Here is a 17,380-nt window from a genome sequence, read left to right as displayed (position 1 = left end):
ATCGGCGCGCGACTAGTCCGTCCAGGGTTGCGGGAGGAGGATCACCTTGCCGGTGACCGTGCCGGACTCGGCCAACCGCACGGCGTCCGCGACCCGCTCCAGCGGCACGCGGGCGGCGATCCTGGGTGACAGGGAGCCGTCGGCGAGCAGGGCGAACACCGAGCCGAGGTCGCGGGCGAGCCGGGCGCGGAAGCGGGCGGGGTTGCGCCTGCCCGCCCAGACGTTGAAGAACGTGGCGCGGCGCCCGTTGGGCAGCGCGTTCCACCACAGGAGTCGCACGACCAGCTTCAGCACGGGCAGCATGGCCGAGCCGGGCTCGTCCTTCGTGGACGCGCTGCCGTACGCGACGAGCGCGCCCCGCCGGGCGAGCAGGCGGTAGGAGTCGACCAGGCCGGGGCCGCCGACGTGGTCGAACACCGCGTCCACACCGTCCGGGGCCAACTCGCGGACCTTGCCGGGCACATCGGCGTCGCGGTAGTCGATCGGGATGGCGCCCAGCGCCCGGACCGCGTCGTGGTGCCGGGCCGAGGCGGTGCCGATCACCCGTGCGCCGGCGAGCACGGCCAGCTGCACCAGCAGCGACCCGACGCCGCCGTTCGCGCCCAGCACGAGCACCGTCTGACCGGCTCGGACCTTGGCGAAGCCGTGCGCCATCTGCCACGCGGTGACCCCGTTGACGACCAGCGCCGCCGCATCGGCCGCGTCGACGCCCGCCGGCACCGGCACCAGGTCGGCCGCGTCCACCAGCGCGTGGCTGGTCCAGCCGCCGGTCTTGGTCAACGCCGCGAACCGCCCGCCGACCAGGCCCGGGTCCACTCCGGCGCCGACCGAGGCCACCGCGCCGACCACGTCGTAGCCGGGCACGAACGGGAATGAGGGCTGGTCGAAGTACTTGCCCTTGCGCATCTGCTTCTCCGCGAAGGAGACGCCGGACGCCTCGACCCGCACCAACGCCTGCCCCGGCCCGGGGGTCGGGCGCTCGCGGCGGCGCAGCTCCAGGCCCTCGGGCTCGACCACGCCCGGCAGCACGACTTCCAGGACCTGCTCGGCGGACTGCTCGCTCATCGCTTCCTCCAGTATGTGAGTGGTCAGTCACTCATGCAAGAGTCAACGCTGGTGTACGAGTCTTGTCAAAGCGGGCAAACAGAGGAGTGGTTGGTCACTCACAATTGTTGCGACGGGTACGCGTGTGCCTCGGTGGCCTTCACGGCGGCCCACAGCTCGTCACCGGGCCGGAGCCGGAGGTCCGCGACGGTCGCGGTGGTGATGTCGGCGAGCACGGGCGGCACACCGTCCAGCCGCACGCGCGTGGTGTGGGCGTGCTGCTCGATCCCGGCCACGGTGACGCGCCACGCGTTGCGCGGGCTGCCGGCCGGGCGCTCGGGGTGCAGGCCGACGGCGGTCGGGGGGAACACCACGTGCACCGGCCCGGTCGCCGGCGTCGCCACGGTGAGCGTGCCGCCGGCGTCCAACGACACGGTCGTGCCGCGCGCCGTGCCGCGGTACAGGTTGAGGCCGACCAGGTCGGCGACGTAGTCCGTGCGCGGGCGGCGGGCCACCTCGGTCGGCGTGCCCTCCTGCACGACCTCGCCGTGCTCCAGCACCACCAGCCGGTCGGCCAGCACCATCGCGTCCAGCGGGTCGTGCGTGACGAGCAGCGTGTGGCCGGGGTAGTCGCGCAGGTGCCTGCCGAGTTCGGCGCGCACGTGCAGGCGGGTCGCGGCGTCCAGCGCGGCCAGCGGCTCGTCCAGCAGCAGCAGGTCTGGGCCGGTGGCCAGGGCGCGGGCCAGCGCGACGCGCTGCGCCTGCCCGCCGGACAGCGCGCGCGGCTTGGCCTTCGCGTGCGCCGCCAGCCCGACGCGGTCCAGCCACCGTGCCGCCTCCGCTCGCGCCGCGGCACGGCCCGCACCCCGGGCCCGCAGCCCGAAGGCGACGTTCTCCAACGCCGACAGGTGCGCGAACAGCAGGTAGTCCTGGAACACCACGCCGATCGGACGCCGTTCGGCGGGCCGGAACACGGCCGGCGGCACGTCCCACGCCTGCCCGCCGAGCCGGATGTGCCCGCCGCTCAACGGGAGCAGTCCCGCCAGGGCGCGCAGCGCGGTGCTCTTGCCCGCGCCGTTCGGACCGAGCAGGGCGACCACCTCACCCGGCTCCACCACCAGTTCCGCGCCCAGCCGGAACGCGCCCCGGGCGACCCTCAGGTCGGCGTGCAGCGTCATGACGGCCCGCTGATCCACCGGTCGCGCAGCGCGGCCAGCACACCCACCGACACCATCAGCAGCACCACGCTCAACACGATCGCCGCGTCCGGATCGGTCTCCAAGGCCAGGTACACGGCCAGCGGCATGGTGGTCGTCTCGCCCGGGAAGTTGCCCGCGAACGTGATGGTGGCCCCGAACTCGCCCAACGCCCGCGCCCAGCACAGCACCGTGCCCGCGACCACCCCCGGCAGGATCGACGGCAACGTGACCCGCCGGAACGCCAGCCAGCGCGACGCGCCCAGCGTCGCGGCGGCCTCCTCGTAACGCGGATCGGCCGCCCGCAGCGCGCCCTCCACCGAGATGACCAGGAACGGCATCGCCACGAACGCCTCCGCCAGCACCACCCCCGCGGTGGTGAACGGCAGCGAGACGCCGAACCACGCGTCGAGGTGCTGCCCGACGAGCCCACGCCGGCCGAGCACGAACAGCAACGCCACCCCGCCCACCACCGGCGGCAGCACCAGCGGCACCGTCACCAACGCCCGCAGCACGCCCCGCCCCGGCACGTCGCCGCGCGCCAGCAGCCACGCCAACGGCACCCCCAGCACCAGGCACACCACCGTCGCCAGGCTCGCGCACACCAACGACAGCCGCAGCGCCTCACCGACCGACGGGCTGAACAGCCGCGACGGCAGCGTGCCCCACGGCGCGCGGATCAACAGGCCCACCAACGGGACCAGCAGGAACGCGAGCCCGAGCACGGCCGGCAGCACGAGCGCCACCGGCAGGCGGCCCCCGGTCCGACGACGGGTCGACGTCACGGCGCGTCGAACCCGGCCTCGGCGAGCACCGCCCGACCCCGGTCGGACCGCACGTGGTCCACGAACGCCCGCGCGCCGGCCGCGTTCCGGGCCTTGGCCAACGGCGCGATCGGGTAGTCGGTGACCGTCCGGTCGGCTTCCGGGAACCCGATGCCCTCGACCTGCCCGGCCGCGGACCCCACGTCCGTCCGGTACACCAGCGCGGCGTCCACCTCGCCCAGCCGCACCTTGGTCAGCACCGCTTTCACGTCCTGCTCCACGGTGTCCGGCCGCGCCGTCACCCCGGCGGCCTCGAACGCCCGCTTCGCCGCCGCGCCGCACGGCACCTGCTCCGCGCACAACGCGATCTTGGCCCGGTCGTCCGCGAAGTCCGCCGGCCCGGTGATCCCCGCCGGGTTGCCCGCGGGCACCGCGATCACCAACCGGTTGCGCGCGAACGTGACCGGCTCGGCGGCCGTCCCGCCCGCGTCGACCACCTGCGCCATGTTCGCGGGCGCGGCCGAGGCGAACACGTCCGCCGGCGCGCCCTGCCCGATCTGCTGCGCCAACGCCGAGCTGCCGCCGAAGTTGAACACGACCTCCACGCCGGGTTCGGCCGCCTCGAAGTCCTCGCCCAGCCTGGTGAACGCCTCGGTCAACGACGCCGCCGCGAACACCGTGACCCGGCCGGCCGCGGTGGTCCCCGACGCGCCGCAACCGGCCACCACCAGCAGCGCCACCAGCGCCAGCGCGCGCATCACGCCTCCGGGATCTCGACGACGACGTGCGTGGACTTGATCGACGCGACCGCCACGCCGCCCACCTCGAGGCCGAGCTCGTCGGCCGAGTCGCGGCTCATCAGCGAGACCACCCGGAACGGCCCGGCCTGCAGCTCGACCTGCGCCATGACCCCGTCCTTGACCACGCGCGTGACGATCCCGCGCATCCGGTTGCGCGCCGACGCGGCCACCGTGACGCCGGGCTCCGGCGCCTCGGCCAGGCGTTGGGCGAGCTCGGCCAGCTCGCGACCGTCGACTCCCTTGCGCCCGCTGTCCAGCTGCACCTCGGCCAAGCGGCCCTGGTCGATCCACCGGCGCACGGTGTCGTCGCTCACCCCGAGCAGGGTGGCGGCATCACTGATCCGCAGATTCGGCACATCGAGCAGTGTAACTCCGCACCTGCGGAGACATGTGATCTTCTGCACCTGCTGTTCGGCGTGGCCGGGATCCTGGCGGCGTCCTCGCGAGGCGCGTCACGCCTGTTCCCGGTCGCCGGCCGACAACCTGCCGCACCTCGGCTACGGAGCCGGCATGATCATCTCGGCCGTGCTCGCCACGGTCTCCGAACGCGCCCGAGGCCGGTACCCCGGCCGCGAACAACGCGGTGCGTGACCGCCCGGCTGGAGGCAGCGCGGACCACGTCGCGTAAGTTCACCTGGGGAGGCGCTTGACTGGGAGGGCGTAGATGGCGAGTTCCGGAGGACGGCGGCAGTTCGGGCGGGTGGACCCGTTCTGCCTGTTCATGGTCCTGCCGCTGGTGCTGATCGCGGGCATCCTGTTCTGGGGTGGCCTGGCGTGGGTCGGCGTCGTCGTCATCGTCTGCGCGGCCATCGTGGTGCTCATCGACTCCTGGACCAACCGCCCGCTCCCGTTCGACGTGCCCGAGGACGACGACTACGACTACGACCCGCCCGAACCCCGTCGGCGCGCGTACTAGTCCCGGCGGAACGTCTCGGCGACGGCGCCGTCCACCGAAACCGGTCGGATCGGTGTGACGAACAGTTCGCGCAACAGCAGCGAGGCCGCGTGCGCCGGGTCGATCCCGGACTGCTTGCCCGTCAGCCGCTGCACGAGCCCGGTCAGCCGCAACGCCACCCGCACCACCGCGCCCGGCAGGCGGCGCACCTCGCGCGGATGACCGGCGGCGGTCGCGATGCGGCCGATCATGTCCGGCCACGTCAGGTTCTCGGCTGCCACGGGGATGTCCTCTCCGGACGCCCGCTCCAGCGCGTCGACCGCGACGTCGGCCACCTGCGCGGCCGTCGTGGCGGCGCTGCCACCGGGCGGCGCCAGCAGCGGGGACCGTGAGCGGACCCACTTGTCCAACGGGCCCGCCCAGTTCGGCAGCCGGTCACCGGCCCGGCCGAACACGAACGGCAGCTCCAGCACCGCCACCGGCAGGTCCGGCCCCGCCGCCGCACGGCCCGCCCGTGCCTGCTCGACCCGGCTGCGGACGTACGGGTGGCGGTCGACCAGCCGCCACTCGGGGTGCAGCCGGTGGAAGTGCGTGTAGTACGACCCGAGCACCACCGCCCGGCTCAGCCCCTCCTCGCGCGCGGCGGTGAGCAGCCGCACGACCGGCGCGACGTTGCCCCGGTGGAACACCGGGTACGCGGGCCCGCGCGGCACCTCCCGGTCGTCCGCGCCGGCCGCGAACACCACGCCGTCGTGGCCCGCGAGCAAGGCCCGGAACTCCGCCTCGGTGGCCTTCGTCGCGTCGAGGGCGTGGTCGAGGTCGTCGCGCGCGGTCCGCGCCACGGACGTCACCTCGTGCCCCCGTGCCCGCAACCGTCCGACGACGTGCTGCCCGACCAACCCGCTCGCACCCACCACCAGGACCTTCACGGGCCGATCATGCCCGTCCCGTCACGCGTAGGTGTAGCTGCCCCGGTGGTCCAGGGTCGAGGACACGGTGACGCCGAAGGGCTCCAACGCCTCGTCGACGTCGACCACGTTCGCCACGCCACCGCCTGGCCGGTACTGGGCGGCACCGAAGCCCCAGCGCTCCTGCCACCGGGACCAGATCCGGTCGATGTTGCAGTGGTGCAGGAAGAACACCGGGTCGTTCGGCGAGTCGACCTGCGCCATGTGCCCGCCGACCCAGACGTGGACGCGGTTGTGCAGGTTCGGCGACAGTCCGCCCTCCGCGCGGTTGCGCATGCCGCTGCTCGACGAGGAGTTCCACGGCGACACGTCGTAGGTCGACACGCCCATGACGGTGTCGACGTCGGAGGTCGTGGGCAGCGAGCCGCGCAGCGTCATCGCCCGCCGCAGCGACGTCGAGGTCGTGGCGCTGACGTTGATCCGCCACCTCGTGGAGCCGGCGAACGGGCCGCTGAGGACGGCGCCGTTGCCACCGGAGCCGTTGCCGCCCATGAAGTCGGAGGTGAAGGGCGCGCCGGTGGTGGAGCGGTTGGCCGTCCAGTTCCAGTACGGCAGGTTCACCGCCGGGTTGATCGCCTTCAGGCCGTTCTCGAGTTCCAGCAGGAACCGCCGGTGCCACGGCAGGAACGAGGACGACATGTGCGCGTAGTTGTGGCTGTTGACGGCGTTGAAGTACGTCATGTGGGTGCGCACGAACCAGTCGTAGTTGCGGCCACTGGCCTGCGCCTTGAGCGCCTTCACGGCGGCGACGAAGTCGGACTTCTCGGTGGCGGTCAGCGCGGCCGCGCTCTTGCGGGTGCCCATGGGCTCGTTCCTTTCGCGGGCGGTCGGCCGCCGATCACGGGTGCGGGTGGTCGGCGTCGTGGGTCAGCTCCTGGTCGCCGAGCTGGTCCACGGCGAGCTTCGCCAGCTTCTTGAGGCCGTCCCGGTTGGTCCCCTCGTCCAGGGGGACGGGGTCGAAGTGGTTGAGCGTGCTGAGCACCGCGGTGTAGGTCGCGGTCGAGTCGGGTCCCACGGGCAGCTCGACCTGCATGACGCCGAGCTTCCTGCCGTTGATGTGGACCTTGTGCTTGCCCTTGTCCTTGTCGTGCTCGCCCTTGATCTTCTTGCCCTTGTAGGTCTCCTCGAAGTCACGGGGATCGGCCAGGGCGGCGACCCTGCTCGGACCGGCCGTGGCGCCGGAGGAGGCGAAACCGGCGGCGGTGACCGCGATCAGGGCGGCGGTCGCGCCGTGCCGGAACACGTCTCGACGGGAGATGTCGTTCATGGGAGTCCTTCGGCGGCGTCGGGTGTGTCGAGGTTTCCCCCAACGGCGTCGTGACTGCGACCGCGACCGACCGAACCTCTGTTGCCGAGCGTGCGACTGCTCCCGCCGCCGAACAACGGCGCTCACCCGTTCGTGTGAGGCGTACACCCGTGTGGGTAGGGCCGAAATCCCCTCGGTGCACGCCTCCGCGCACGGGCGGTGGATCAGGCGGCGCGCAGCGTGAGCAGGGAGATCTCGCTCGGCGCGAAGACGCGCAGCGGCGGACCCCAGAAACCCGCGCCCCGGCTCGTGTACAGCCGGGTGCGCTCGCCGTGGCGGCTCAACCCCGCCAGCACCGGCTGCTGGAGCCGCACCAGCAGGTGGAACGGCCAGATCTGGCCGCCGTGCGTGTGGCCGGACAACTGGAGGTCGACGCCCGCCGCGACGGCCTTGGGGATCTCGCTGGGCTGGTGGGCCAGCAGCACCACCGGGTCGTCGGCCCGCGTGCCCGCGAGGGCGGCGTCGAGGTCCGCGCCGTGCCCGGTCTCGCCCGAGTGCGCGCCGGTGACGTCGTCCACGCCCGCGAAGACCAGCCGCGCGTCGCCGCGTTCCAGCACCCGGTGCTGGTTGTGCAGGCTCGTCCAGCCCAGCTCGGTCATGTGGTCCAGCCACGCCTGGGCGTTGCTGATGTACTCGTGGTTGCCCGACACGTAGAACCGGTGCCGCGCCCGGACGTCGCCCAGTGCGGCGGCCTGGCCGCGGCGTTGCGCCACCGTGCCGTCCGCGATGTCGCCGACGTGCACGACGACGTCCGGGTCGAGGGCGTTGACCGCCGCCACCGTGTCCGCGGACCACTTCGTGCGGTCGATCGCGCCGTAGTGGGTGTCCGCGAGCACCGCGATGGTGAGGCCGTCGAACGCCCCGTCCAGCCGGGGGAGCGGCACGTCGGTCCGCTTCACCCGAGGCACGCGGCGTGCCTCGCGGAGGCCGTGCGCGACCAGCGCCAGGCCGAGGACGAGCAGGGTGACCGCGACGAACCGCGCCCGCAACGGGTTCTCCACGCCCGCCACCGCCAGCACGATCCGCAGCACGTGCGTGATCAGGGTCCAGGCGAAGAACACCCACGCGACGCCCAGCATCAGGTGCGCGACCCGGGACGCCCGGTCGGAGTGCCGGCGGCCGTGCGCGCGGACCAGCAGGAGCGGGAACGCCACCGACGTGACGACGAAGAACGCCGTGCCGACGACCTGCACCGGCCACGGCCACCGCGCGCCCGGCGCGAGCAAGCCCGTCCACGGCACCCAGAACAGCAGTGCGGTCACCGTCAGCAGCACCGCCGTGAAGATGACGCGCCGCCGCGCGGACGGGCGGGGTGGCGCGGTCGTCGTGCTCGACATCGGGTCTCCTCGGCGGCTTTACGAACCAGCGGGCTCTTATCGACGGTAGCCCGCCGTGCGGCCGGTGTCCAAGTTTGCCGCCGGGGTGGGCGGAAACCCCGGTCACATGGCTGACGAGCGCGAACGCGAGAGTCACTCGCCGGAGGACTTCCGGGTCGAGACGCCGGAGGAGGACGAGCGGCTGGCCGCGTCGCGGCGCAAGATCGACGAGGCCAAGGCGGTCGCGGCGGACCTCGCCACAACCACGCCGGACCCGCTGCCCGACAGCGAGCCGCCGCAGGAGTCCACCCCCGGATCGTGACCCGCGCTCGATTTCCGCCCCTGTTTCGGCCGGTCCACAGTGGACTCACCCGAATGGCGGTTGCGTACCGGGAACATTGGTATGGATAGTGCGTTCTCCCCCGCGAGGGGACGTTCAATCGATCACCGCTTGACTTGGGGGTAACGGGGCGTGGCACGTCCAACGCGCGCCGTGGTGGACCACCTGCCCGCGTCACCCGCCCAGGCCGGGTTGCGACGGATCCGGCGACTGACCGAGGTGTACGCCTACCTCAGCGTCACGGTGTTCACCCTGCAATTGCTCTTCGTGGGCACGGGGCACGAGCGGCTGGTGCCCATCCTGCTCGTGCCGGTCATGCTCGCGGCCTGGCGACTGTGGCCGAACCGGGGCGGCTGGGCCGTCGCCCTGGCGGAAGGCGTGATCGTCCACGGCGCGGTCTTCGTACTCCCGAACCCGGCGCCCGTGATCAACTTCCTGTTCGCGGTGACGATGCGACGCGCGCTGTTCGGCAGCCAGGAGCGGTTCCCGGTCAAGGTGGTGCCCGCGATGCTGGGATACGTGTCCGGCTTCGTGGCGTGGATCGCGTTCAAGCCGGTCGTGGTGACGGGTCCGCTCGTCGCATCCGTCGTGATGCCGTTGATGGGCTTGGCGGTCGCCGCCCTGGCGCTGCACGAGACGGTGCGCTCGGTGCGGCTGATGGAGGACGCGCACCGCACTGTCGAGGCCGTGGTGCGGGCCAGCCCGATCGGGCTCGTGCTGCTCGACGTCGTCGGCGCGCCACGACTGCACAACGACCGTGCGCGTGAGCTGCTGGACTGGCGCGGAGACGAGTCGGGGCGGGTGCCGTGCCCGCACGGTCCGGACATCACGAGCTGCGAGCACGGCTGCCGTGCGGGCGACGACCCGGTGGAGGTCCGCGTGACCCGCGCGGACGGCACGATCGGCGTGCTCGCCGTGCAGGCGGTGCCGGTCGAGCACGTCTCCGAACAGCACACCCTGGTCACCGCGCTGGACGTGAGCAAGCGCCGTGAGCTGGAGGACGCGTTGCGCACCCGTGCCGAGCGGGACGAGCTGACCGGGCTCGCCGGGCGCGCGCACTTCCTGCACCTGGTGGACGAGGCGCTGCCGTCCGGCGAGGCGGTGGGCCTGCTGGTGATCGACCTCGACGGGTTCAAGGAGGTCAACGACGCCGAGGGGCACGAGGCGGGCGACTGGTACCTGGTGTCGGCGGCCGAGCGGATCGGCCGGGCCGTCGGGCCCGTGGCCACCGCCGCGCGGCTCGGCGGCGACGAGTTCGCCGTGCTCGCGCCCGGTCACGACGTGCGTGAGTCGGCACGGCTGGCCACCCGCATCTTGTCGGAGCTGGCGCGGCCGTTGACCGGGTTGGGGCACGACACGGTGATCCGGGCCAGCGTCGGCATCGCGGTGTCGTCACCGGGGGTGGGGACGGCGGAGCTGCTGCGTGACGCGGACACCGCGATGTACGTGGCCAAGCGCGAGGGCGGCGGGCGGGTCCGGCTGTTCCGGCCGGAGATGGGCGAGCGGGTGCTGGCCCGGCAGCGCGACAAGGCCGACCTGCGCACGGCGGTGTCCGACGGGCAGCTGGTGCTGCACTACCAGCCGATCGTGGACCTGGCGACGTCGGAGGCGGCGGGTGCGGAGGCGTTGGTGCGGTGGCAGCGGCCGGGGCACGGGTTGCTCGGGCCCGGCGAGTTCATCGGGCTGGCGGAGGAGACCGGCCTGATCGTGGCGCTGGGCAACAAGGTGCTGGCCGGGGCGTGCGAGCAGGCGATGCGGTGGCGCGAGCAGGGGCGTTCGCTCGGGGTGACGGTGAACGTGTCGACCAGGCAGCTGTCCGCGCCCGCGTTCCTGCCGTCGTTGGACCGGGTGCTCAAGACCACGGGCCTGCCGCCGGAGCGGTTGACGATCGAGGTGACCGAGTCGGTGTGGGCCGACGGCGCCGCGATGCGCGGGCTGATGGAGGTGCGGGAGACCGGCGTGCGGGTGGCGTTGGACGACTTCGGCACCGGCTACTCGTCGCTGAGCTACCTGCAGCGCTACCCGTTCGACGTGGTGAAGATCGACCGGTCGTTCACCAACGCCCTCGCCGAGACCGGGCGCACCGCCGGTGTCGTGCGCTGCATCATCGACCTGGCGGAAGTCCTGGGCGCGCACACCGTCGCCGAGGGCATCGAGACGCAGGCCCAGGCGGACTGGCTCCGCAACGCCGGCTGCGCCTACGCCCAGGGCTACCTCTTCGGCCGCCCCGACCTGGCCGAGAACTGGGACACCCAACCCTCCGTCCCCCACTAACCCGAGAGTCCTACCTCCAGCGCGCGAGAGTCCTGCGTTCGCGCACCCCGAGTTGAACGCTCAGCGATGCCTGAACGTAGAACTCAGTGGTCCTGAACGTAGGACTCTCGGGGTCTGAACGTAGGACTCTCGCGACGTGGACGTAGGACTCTCGGGGTCAGGGGAGGTCGGCGAGGGTGTTCCAGAACATCAGCTCGTAGGAGTGCAGGAGGCGGGCGGCGGGGAGGGCCGAGTCCGGGGTCCAGCCCGTGGCGAGGACGTCGGTCAGGGCGCGCAGGCCCAGGGCGTCCAGTTCGGGGGCGGGTTCGGCGAAGAAGTCGAAGAACGCGCAGCCCGCGTCGTCGAAACCGTAGTGCTCGCGCAGCGCGGCGGCGATCGTCGCGCAATAGCCGCCCCATTCCGCGAAGTTCGCCAGAATCGCGAGGAGCGCGTCTTGCGGATTGCCGTCCAACGCCAGCCTGGCCACGTACGACGGATATGCCTGGCACCCCGGCAACGGCCGGTACTCGGCCACGTCGTCCGGTGTCAGGCCGCACGCGGCGGCGAAATCGGCCAGTTTGGCCAACGCCAGCCCCTCGCCTCCCGAGACCGTCGCGAAGAACTCGCGCTGCGCCGGCACCGGAGACTGCGCGGCCAACGTGAGGAACGCTCGCCAATCGCTCTGCACGATGCGGTGCTCTTCCGCCGCCAACGCCTGCAACGTCGCGAGCGGCGCTTCGCCGGACGCGATCAACGGCACCAGCCGGTTCGTCCCGCCCTCGCCCTTCAACTCCTCCCGCACCCGCTCCAACAGGTCTTTCGCGTCCTTCGCCATCGTTCCCCCTCGTCCGGGCACCGCCCGTCACCGGCGACGGCGGCATGACCAATAGGCACTCTATAGAGCCCTCCGAAGCCGCGCGTATGGGCCATGCGCATCGTTCTGCGGATGAAGACTCGGCAACAGGGATTGACGCGGACTCCTCTTTACCGGTCTCATGGCCCCGCCTTGTCGAACGTCAGCGTCGCCTCAGTAGGGAGTGCCGGGATTGCGCGTCGCCGGAACAACGTCGGTCGAAAACGGCGAAATCCCGATCGGTGAACAGCATCGGCTGTGGATGGGATACCTGGTTTTCGGCCTGTTATCGGTCGGGGTCTACTACGCGCTGCCGATCTTCGTCGGCACGATTCCGCTCCGGGTGGTCGTCTACTGCGCGGTGAGCACGTCCGCCGCCCTCGCCGTGTGGTGGGGCGTGCGGCGCAACCGGCCCGAACCCCGCGCGCCGTGGATCGTGCTCGGCCTGAGCCAACTCGTGTACGCGCTGGCCGACACCACGTTCTACATCGCCCACTACGTGCTCAACGACGCCAGCTACCCGTCCGTGGCCGACGCCCTCTACCTGGGCCACTACCCGCTCGTCGTGGTCGGCCTGCTCATGCTGATCCGGCAGCGCCGCGCCGACCGCGACCTGCCCGGCCTGCTCGACGCGGTCTCGCTCACGGTGGTCGCGGGCCTGCTGTCGTGGGTCTTCGTGATCGGCCCCCAGACCCGCCTCGGCACGCCGGTGCTGGTGGAGATGGTGTCGCTGGCCTACCCGCTGATGGACCTGGTGCTGCTGCTGGTCGCCCTGCGGCTGCTGTTCGGCGGCGGACGGCGTGACGCGTCGTTCGTGCTGCTGGCCGTCTGGCTGGCCGCGATCCTCACGGCCGACACCGCGTACGTGCTGCAGCGCCTCGACCTCAGCTACGCGGCGGGCAACTTCCTGGACGCGATCTGGCTGACCGGCAACCTGGCCCTCGGCGCGTGCGCCCTGCACCCGTCGATGGGTCGGATGGCGCAGGCCGTCGACGTGCCCGCGCTGCGGCTGAGCTGGCCGCGGCTGGCGATCCTGTCCGGCGGCGCGTTGATCGGGCCGGCGTTGTTGCTGGTGCAGAACGCCCAAGGCGTGCGGCGGGACGTGCCGGTGATCGCGGCGGGTTGCGCGGTGCTGTTCGCCCTGACCGCCACCCGCCTCGCCGGCCTCGCGGTCGACCAGCGCAGACTCGCCATCACCGACAGCCTCACCCGGCTGCGCAGCCGCCGCTACTTCGAGGCACGTCTCGCCGACGACGTGGCACGGGCCAGGCGCACCGGGCTCCCGCTCGGCGTGGTGATCCTCGACGTCGACCGGTTCAAGTCGATCAACGACCGGTTCGGGCACCCGGCCGGCGACCGGGTGCTGGTCGAGGTGGCCAACCGGCTGCGCGCGATCGCGGACCGGGGCCGGGTGCTCGCCCGGTACGGCGGCGAGGAGTTCGCGCTGATCGCGACCGGTGTGGACGCCGAGAACCTCGGCCGCCTCGCGGAACGGTTGCGGCACGGGGTCTCCCACCATCCGATCGCCGTGAGCGGTCGTAGATCGGTGACGGTTACGCTCTCCGCCGGCACCGCCGCGTTCGCGCCGCACTACGGCACCGCGTCCGCGCTGGTGTCGGCGGCTGACCGCGCGTTGTACCTGGCCAAGGATCTCGGTCGGGACCGGGCGGTCGCCGGTGGCACATCGCTCACCGAGCACCGGGAGGACGTCGCGGTGGACTACCTGAACCAGGTCGCGGACCTGGTCGACCTGCGCGTGGCCAGTCCCGGGCGCAGCCTGGCCATCGCCGAGTGGGCGCGCACCGTCGCCGAGGACCTGAAGCGGGACCCGGCCGAGATCCACAACGCGCACCGCGCGGGACGGCTGCTCGACGTCGGCATGATCGTGCTGCCCGACGACCTGCTCACCGAGTCCGGCCCGCTCACCGACCAGCAGTGGCACCTGCTGCACGAGCACCCCGACAGCGGCGCGCGCATGGTCGGCGTGCTGCCCGACCACGGCGAGGTGGCCGAGGTCATCCGCCAGCACCACGAGCGGTGGGACGGTGCCGGCTACCCGAACGGCCTGGCCCGCGAGGGCATCCGGATCGAGGCGCGGATCCTGTCGGTGTGCGACGCGTGGGCGGCGATGCGCGCCGACCGGCCGCACCGGCGCGCGCTGACCCACGAGCAGGCCGTGCGCGAGCTGCGCTCCGGCCGCGGCGCGCGGTTCGACCCGGACCTGGTCGACGTGTTCCTGGCCTTGTTGGAGAAGGGCGCGGTCGGCGACCTGTCGGCCGGACCCGGCGCGGCGGTGTCGCGCGAGGACAGCCGCCTATCCTGACGCCATGTCGCGCCGGGCCCTGATCACGATGACGACGGACGAGGTGCGCGCGTTCCTGGAGGAGCGGCGCGTCGTCACGGTGGCCACGATCGGCCCGAACGGCAGGCCGCACCTCGTGCCGCTGTGGTTCGTGGTGGAGGACGGCGAACTGGTCGGCTGGACGTACCGGTCGTCGCAGAAGGTGGCGAACCTGCGCCGCACGCCGGAGGCGACGCTGCAGCTGGAGGCGGGGGAGACCTACGACCAGCTGCGCGGCGTGGCCATGGAGTGCGACGCGCGGCTGGTCGAGGAGCGGGCCGAGGTGGCCCGCATCGGCGCGGCGGTGGCGGCGCGCTACTCCGGGCACAGCGGGCCGGAACTGGACGCGTTCGTGGCCGCGCAGGCGGTGAAGCGGGTCGGGCTGCGGTTCGCGCCCACCTCGGTCGTCTCCTGGGACCACCGCAAGCTCAGCGGCGCCTACTGACCGTCGCAAGACCGCCGAACGGCCCGCGCAAGCGAACGCAAGTTTCCGCAAGCTCAGCGCAAGCGGTCGTTTCGATGACCCCTGGCTTGCCGCAGTCGAGTTTTTGCGTGTTCCAGTAGACATCTTGCGGTCGGTTGATCGTGCTGCTTATGGTGTGCGCCACGCCACACCCGGTGACTTCCCCTGCCCGCAGTCCGAGGTCCCGTCCAACGAAGGGCTGAACCCATGCGAGTCAACCCCACCCCCCGGCGCCCCCTGGCGCTCGGCGCGGCGGCGGTGGCCACGTCCCTGCTCGCCGCGCTGACGATCGCCGCCGCGCCGGGCGAGGTCGCCGCCCAGGTCGCCGCGGCGGCCACGTCGCCGTTCGAGATCCCCGGCCGGGGCGCCGACGTGCCGTTCGTCGAGCACGAGGCCGAAGCCGCCGCCACGAACGGCACGAAGATCGGACCCGGCCGACGCCAGGGCACGCTGGAGGGCGAGGCGTCCGGCCGCCGCGCCGTGACCCTGTCCGGCCAGGGCAAGTACGTGGAGTTCACCCTCACCGAGCCCGCGAACTCGATCGACCTCCGCTACAGCGTCCCGGACGGCAACGGCGGCGCGGGCATCACCGCGCCCCTGTCGCTCTACCTCGACGGCACGAAGACCGGCAGCCTCACCCTGACTTCGAAGTACGCGTGGCGCTACGGCGGCTACCCCTACTCCAACGACCCGAACCAGGGCAAGCCGCACCACCTCTACGACTCGACCCGCGCCCTGTTCGGCCGCACGCTCGCCGCAGGCTCGAAGGTCAAGCTCCAGGTCGACGCGGGTGACACCGCGCCGTCCTACACGATCGACCTGGCCGACTTCGAGCTCGTCGCCCCGGCGGCCACGCGGCCCGCGAACTCGGTCTCCGTCACCGACCACGGCGCCACCCCCAACGACGGCACGAACGACAACGCCGCCTTCGACGCCGCGGTCGCCGCCGCGAAGTCGTCCGGCCGCGAGGTGTGGATCCCGGCCGGGCGGTTCACCGTCACCAAGCACGTCACCGTCGACCAGGTCACCGTCCGCGGCGCGGGCCACTGGCACAGCGTGGTCGCCGGCGACCGGGTCGGCTTCTACGGCCTAGGCGAGCCGTCGAGTTGCGGGCAGGGCGGCAACTCCGGCGTGAGCACGCGCGTCGGCCTGCACGACTTCGCGATCATCGGCGAGGTCACCAACCGGGTCGACTGCGACCAGACCAACGCCATCGGCGGCGCGCTGGGCGGCGGCTCGGTGATCTCCGGCATGTTCCTGCAGCACACCAAGGTCGGCCTGTGGCTGGACGGCCCGTTCTCCGGCCTCACCATCCGCGACAACAAGGTCGTCGACCAACTGGCCGACGGCATGAACTTGCACCGCGGCATCAGCGACGTGCTGATCGAGCACAACCTGTTCCGCAACATCAGCGACGACGGCATCGCGTTCTGGTCGGAGCACCAGGCCGATCACGGCAACACGATCCGGCGCAACACGGTGGTCGTGCCGATGAAGGCCAACGGCATCGCGATCTACGGCGGCCGGGACAACGTGGTCACGGAGAACGTCGTGGCCGACACCCAGGACCAGGGCGGCGGCATCCACGTCGGCAACCGCTTCTCCTCGGTGCCCCTGTCCGGCACGACCACCCTGTCGAAGAACACCACGCTGCGCGCCGGCGTGCTCGACTCGAACTGGCAGTTCGGCGTGGGCGCGCTGTGGTTCGACGCCCGCGACGGCGTGATGAACGGCCGGATCGACGTCACCGACACCGACCTGATCGACAGCAACTACGAGGCCATCCAGTTCATCAGCGGCACGATCACCAACGTCCACTTCAACGGTGTGCGGATCAACGGCGCGGGCACGTTCGGCATCCAGCTCCAGTCGCCGGGCGCGGCGTCGTTCACCAACGTCACCGCCACCGGGCTCGGCCGGGCGGGCGTCTACAGCTGCCTCGGCGAGAACGGGTTCCAGATCACCAAGGGCGCGGGCAACTCCGGCTGGGACGGCCCGTCGTACTGCGGCCCGTGGCCGGACCCGATCTACACCGATCCGACCAACCCGCCGACCACGACGACCACGACCACGACGACGACCACGTCCGTTCCGCCGGGTGGCAACCTGGCCAGGGGCAAGGCGGTCAACGCCTCCACCGCGAACGGCGGCTTCCCGGCCGCGCACTCCGTGGACGGTGACGCGAGCACCTACTGGGAGGGCGCGAACAACCAGTTCCCGCAGTCGCTGACGGTCGACCTGGGACGGTCGGAGAACGTCGGCCGCCTGGTGCTGAAGCTCCCGCCGGCCACGGCGTGGGAGGCGCGCACGCAGACGCTGAGCGTCTCCGGCAGCTCGGACGGCGCGAACTACGGCCAACTGGTGGCGTCGGCCGGGTTCCGGTTCGACCCCGCGTCCGGCAACCAGGTGAGCATCCCGGTCTCCGGAACGCACCGCCACCTGCGGCTGACGTTCACCGGCAACACGGGCTGGCCCGCCGCCCAGCTGGCCGAACTGGAGGTCTACGGCACGACCACGACCACCACGACGTCACCGCCGCCGCAGGGCAACGTGGCGCGCGGCAAGCCGGTCCAGGCCTCGGCCAACGTCGGTTTCCCCGGCGGCAACGCGGTGGACGGTGACGTCAACACCTACTGGGAGAGCCCGAACAACGCGTTCCCGCAGACGTTCACCGTCGACCTGGGCAGCCGGATCGCGGTGAACCGGATCGTGCTGAAGCTCCCGCCGGCCACGGCGTGGGCCGCCCGCACGCAGACGCTGAGCGTCTCCGGCAGCTCGGACGGCGCGAACTACGGCCAACTGGTGGCGTCGGCCGGGTTCCGGTTCGACCCCGCGTCCGGC

General features: G+C 72.2%; 16 protein-coding genes. 6 read left to right on the top strand and 10 right to left on the bottom strand.

All coding sequences use genetic code 11. The features are described from left to right. Positions 1–12: 12 nt before the first annotated feature. From AB0H12_RS35165 to AB0H12_RS35145, 5 genes are all read right to left on the bottom strand, one after another. A complete protein-coding gene (locus AB0H12_RS35165) occupies positions 13–1,065 on the bottom strand; it encodes a medium chain dehydrogenase/reductase family protein (RefSeq protein WP_499628720.1) in 1,053 nt (350 codons plus the stop codon). 98 nt (positions 1,066–1,163) lie between these two features. Beyond that, entirely contained in the window at positions 1,164–2,222 is a 1,059-nt protein-coding gene (locus tag AB0H12_RS35160) for an ABC transporter ATP-binding protein (protein ID WP_499628719.1), read from the bottom strand. Further along, positions 2,219–3,025: a molybdate ABC transporter permease subunit gene (gene modB / locus AB0H12_RS35155; protein ID WP_499628718.1), complete on the bottom strand. Its 807-nt coding sequence runs from the start codon at positions 3,023–3,025 to the stop codon at positions 2,219–2,221. The genes AB0H12_RS35160 and modB overlap by 4 nt, the downstream gene beginning before the upstream one ends. Then, positions 3,022–3,762: a molybdate ABC transporter substrate-binding protein gene (gene modA, locus AB0H12_RS35150; RefSeq protein ID WP_499628717.1), complete on the bottom strand. Its 741-nt coding sequence runs from the start codon at positions 3,760–3,762 to the stop codon at positions 3,022–3,024. Before modA ends, modB begins: the two co-directional genes overlap by 4 nt. Further along, on the bottom strand, positions 3,762–4,160 hold the full coding sequence (locus AB0H12_RS35145; protein ID WP_499628716.1) for a TOBE domain-containing protein: 399 nt from the start codon (positions 4,158–4,160) through the stop codon (positions 3,762–3,764). The genes modA and AB0H12_RS35145 overlap by 1 nt, the downstream gene beginning before the upstream one ends. Before the next feature lie 308 nt (positions 4,161–4,468). Between AB0H12_RS35145 and AB0H12_RS35140 the strand changes: the two genes are divergently transcribed. Next, complete coding sequence (locus AB0H12_RS35140; protein WP_499628715.1) at positions 4,469–4,720, top strand: hypothetical protein; 252 nt, start codon at positions 4,469–4,471, stop codon at positions 4,718–4,720. Here AB0H12_RS35140 and AB0H12_RS35135 read toward each other — a convergent pair. From AB0H12_RS35135 to AB0H12_RS35120, 4 genes are all read right to left on the bottom strand, one after another. Continuing rightward, complete coding sequence (locus tag AB0H12_RS35135; RefSeq protein ID WP_499628714.1) at positions 4,717–5,628, bottom strand: NAD-dependent epimerase/dehydratase family protein; 912 nt, start codon at positions 5,626–5,628, stop codon at positions 4,717–4,719. The genes AB0H12_RS35140 and AB0H12_RS35135 overlap by 4 nt on opposite strands. Before the next feature lie 21 nt (positions 5,629–5,649). Further along, positions 5,650–6,471, bottom strand: a complete 822-nt coding sequence (locus AB0H12_RS35130; RefSeq protein WP_499628713.1) for a tyrosinase family protein — start codon at positions 6,469–6,471, stop codon at positions 5,650–5,652. A gap of 34 nt (positions 6,472–6,505) precedes the next feature. After that, positions 6,506–6,934 (bottom strand): tyrosinase family oxidase copper chaperone, encoded by a 429-nt coding sequence (locus tag AB0H12_RS35125; RefSeq protein WP_499628712.1) that lies wholly within the window; start codon positions 6,932–6,934, stop codon positions 6,506–6,508. A 203-nt stretch (positions 6,935–7,137) separates the two neighbouring features. After that, positions 7,138–8,310: a metallophosphoesterase gene (locus AB0H12_RS35120; RefSeq protein ID WP_499628711.1), complete on the bottom strand. Its 1,173-nt coding sequence runs from the start codon at positions 8,308–8,310 to the stop codon at positions 7,138–7,140. A gap of 106 nt (positions 8,311–8,416) precedes the next feature. Here AB0H12_RS35120 and AB0H12_RS35115 point away from each other — a divergent pair, with 106 nt between their 5' ends. Then, positions 8,417–8,611, top strand: a complete 195-nt coding sequence (locus AB0H12_RS35115) for a hypothetical protein (RefSeq protein WP_499628710.1) — start codon at positions 8,417–8,419, stop codon at positions 8,609–8,611. 150 nt (positions 8,612–8,761) lie between these two features. Next, positions 8,762–10,903, top strand: coding sequence for a putative bifunctional diguanylate cyclase/phosphodiesterase (locus tag AB0H12_RS35110; protein ID WP_499628709.1), 2,142 nt, complete (start codon positions 8,762–8,764; stop codon positions 10,901–10,903). Between the two features lie 157 nt (positions 10,904–11,060). Here AB0H12_RS35110 and AB0H12_RS35105 read toward each other — a convergent pair whose 3' ends face one another. Continuing rightward, entirely contained in the window at positions 11,061–11,717 is a 657-nt protein-coding gene (locus AB0H12_RS35105; protein WP_499628708.1) for a thiaminase II/PqqC family protein, read from the bottom strand. Positions 11,718–11,997: 280 nt separating this feature from the next. Between AB0H12_RS35105 and AB0H12_RS35100 the strand changes: the two genes are divergently transcribed. The 3 genes from AB0H12_RS35100 to AB0H12_RS35090 form a co-directional block, all read left to right on the top strand. Next, complete coding sequence (locus AB0H12_RS35100; protein WP_499628707.1) at positions 11,998–14,058, top strand: diguanylate cyclase; 2,061 nt, start codon at positions 11,998–12,000, stop codon at positions 14,056–14,058. Between the two features lie 4 nt (positions 14,059–14,062). Beyond that, the gene (locus AB0H12_RS35095) at positions 14,063–14,521 is read left to right on the top strand and encodes a pyridoxamine 5'-phosphate oxidase family protein (RefSeq protein WP_499628706.1); all 459 of its coding nucleotides are present in this window, start codon (positions 14,063–14,065) and stop codon (positions 14,519–14,521) included. A 225-nt stretch (positions 14,522–14,746) separates the two neighbouring features. Beyond that, positions 14,747–17,380, top strand: a 2,634-nt coding sequence (locus AB0H12_RS35090; protein WP_499628705.1) for a discoidin domain-containing protein, incomplete at its 3' end; no start/stop codon positions are given.

This window comes from Actinosynnema sp. NPDC023794 (assembly GCF_040639675.1).
Taxonomy (GTDB): Bacteria; Actinomycetota; Actinomycetes; order Mycobacteriales; family Pseudonocardiaceae; genus Actinosynnema; species Actinosynnema luteola.
Note: the sequence above shows the minus strand (reverse complement) of the source record. Positions and strands in the feature narration are given on the sequence as shown.

Coding starts and splice junctions, on each gene's coding strand:
- AB0H12_RS35095 (WP_499628706.1), top strand. CDS start 14,063: ATGTCGCGCCGGGCCCTGATCACGATGACGACGGACGAGGTGCGCGCG.
- modA (WP_499628717.1), bottom strand. CDS start 3,762: ATGCGCGCGCTGGCGCTGGTGGCGCTGCTGGTGGTGGCCGGTTGCGGC.
- AB0H12_RS35160 (WP_499628719.1), bottom strand. CDS start 2,222: ATGACGCTGCACGCCGACCTGAGGGTCGCCCGGGGCGCGTTCCGGCTG.
- AB0H12_RS35140 (WP_499628715.1), top strand. CDS start 4,469: ATGGCGAGTTCCGGAGGACGGCGGCAGTTCGGGCGGGTGGACCCGTTC.
- AB0H12_RS35115 (WP_499628710.1), top strand. CDS start 8,417: ATGGCTGACGAGCGCGAACGCGAGAGTCACTCGCCGGAGGACTTCCGG.
- AB0H12_RS35130 (WP_499628713.1), bottom strand. CDS start 6,471: ATGGGCACCCGCAAGAGCGCGGCCGCGCTGACCGCCACCGAGAAGTCC.
- AB0H12_RS35125 (WP_499628712.1), bottom strand. CDS start 6,934: ATGAACGACATCTCCCGTCGAGACGTGTTCCGGCACGGCGCGACCGCC.
- AB0H12_RS35100 (WP_499628707.1), top strand. CDS start 11,998: ATGGGATACCTGGTTTTCGGCCTGTTATCGGTCGGGGTCTACTACGCG.
- AB0H12_RS35165 (WP_499628720.1), bottom strand. CDS start 1,065: ATGAGCGAGCAGTCCGCCGAGCAGGTCCTGGAAGTCGTGCTGCCGGGC.
- AB0H12_RS35105 (WP_499628708.1), bottom strand. CDS start 11,717: ATGGCGAAGGACGCGAAAGACCTGTTGGAGCGGGTGCGGGAGGAGTTG.
- AB0H12_RS35120 (WP_499628711.1), bottom strand. CDS start 8,310: ATGTCGAGCACGACGACCGCGCCACCCCGCCCGTCCGCGCGGCGGCGC.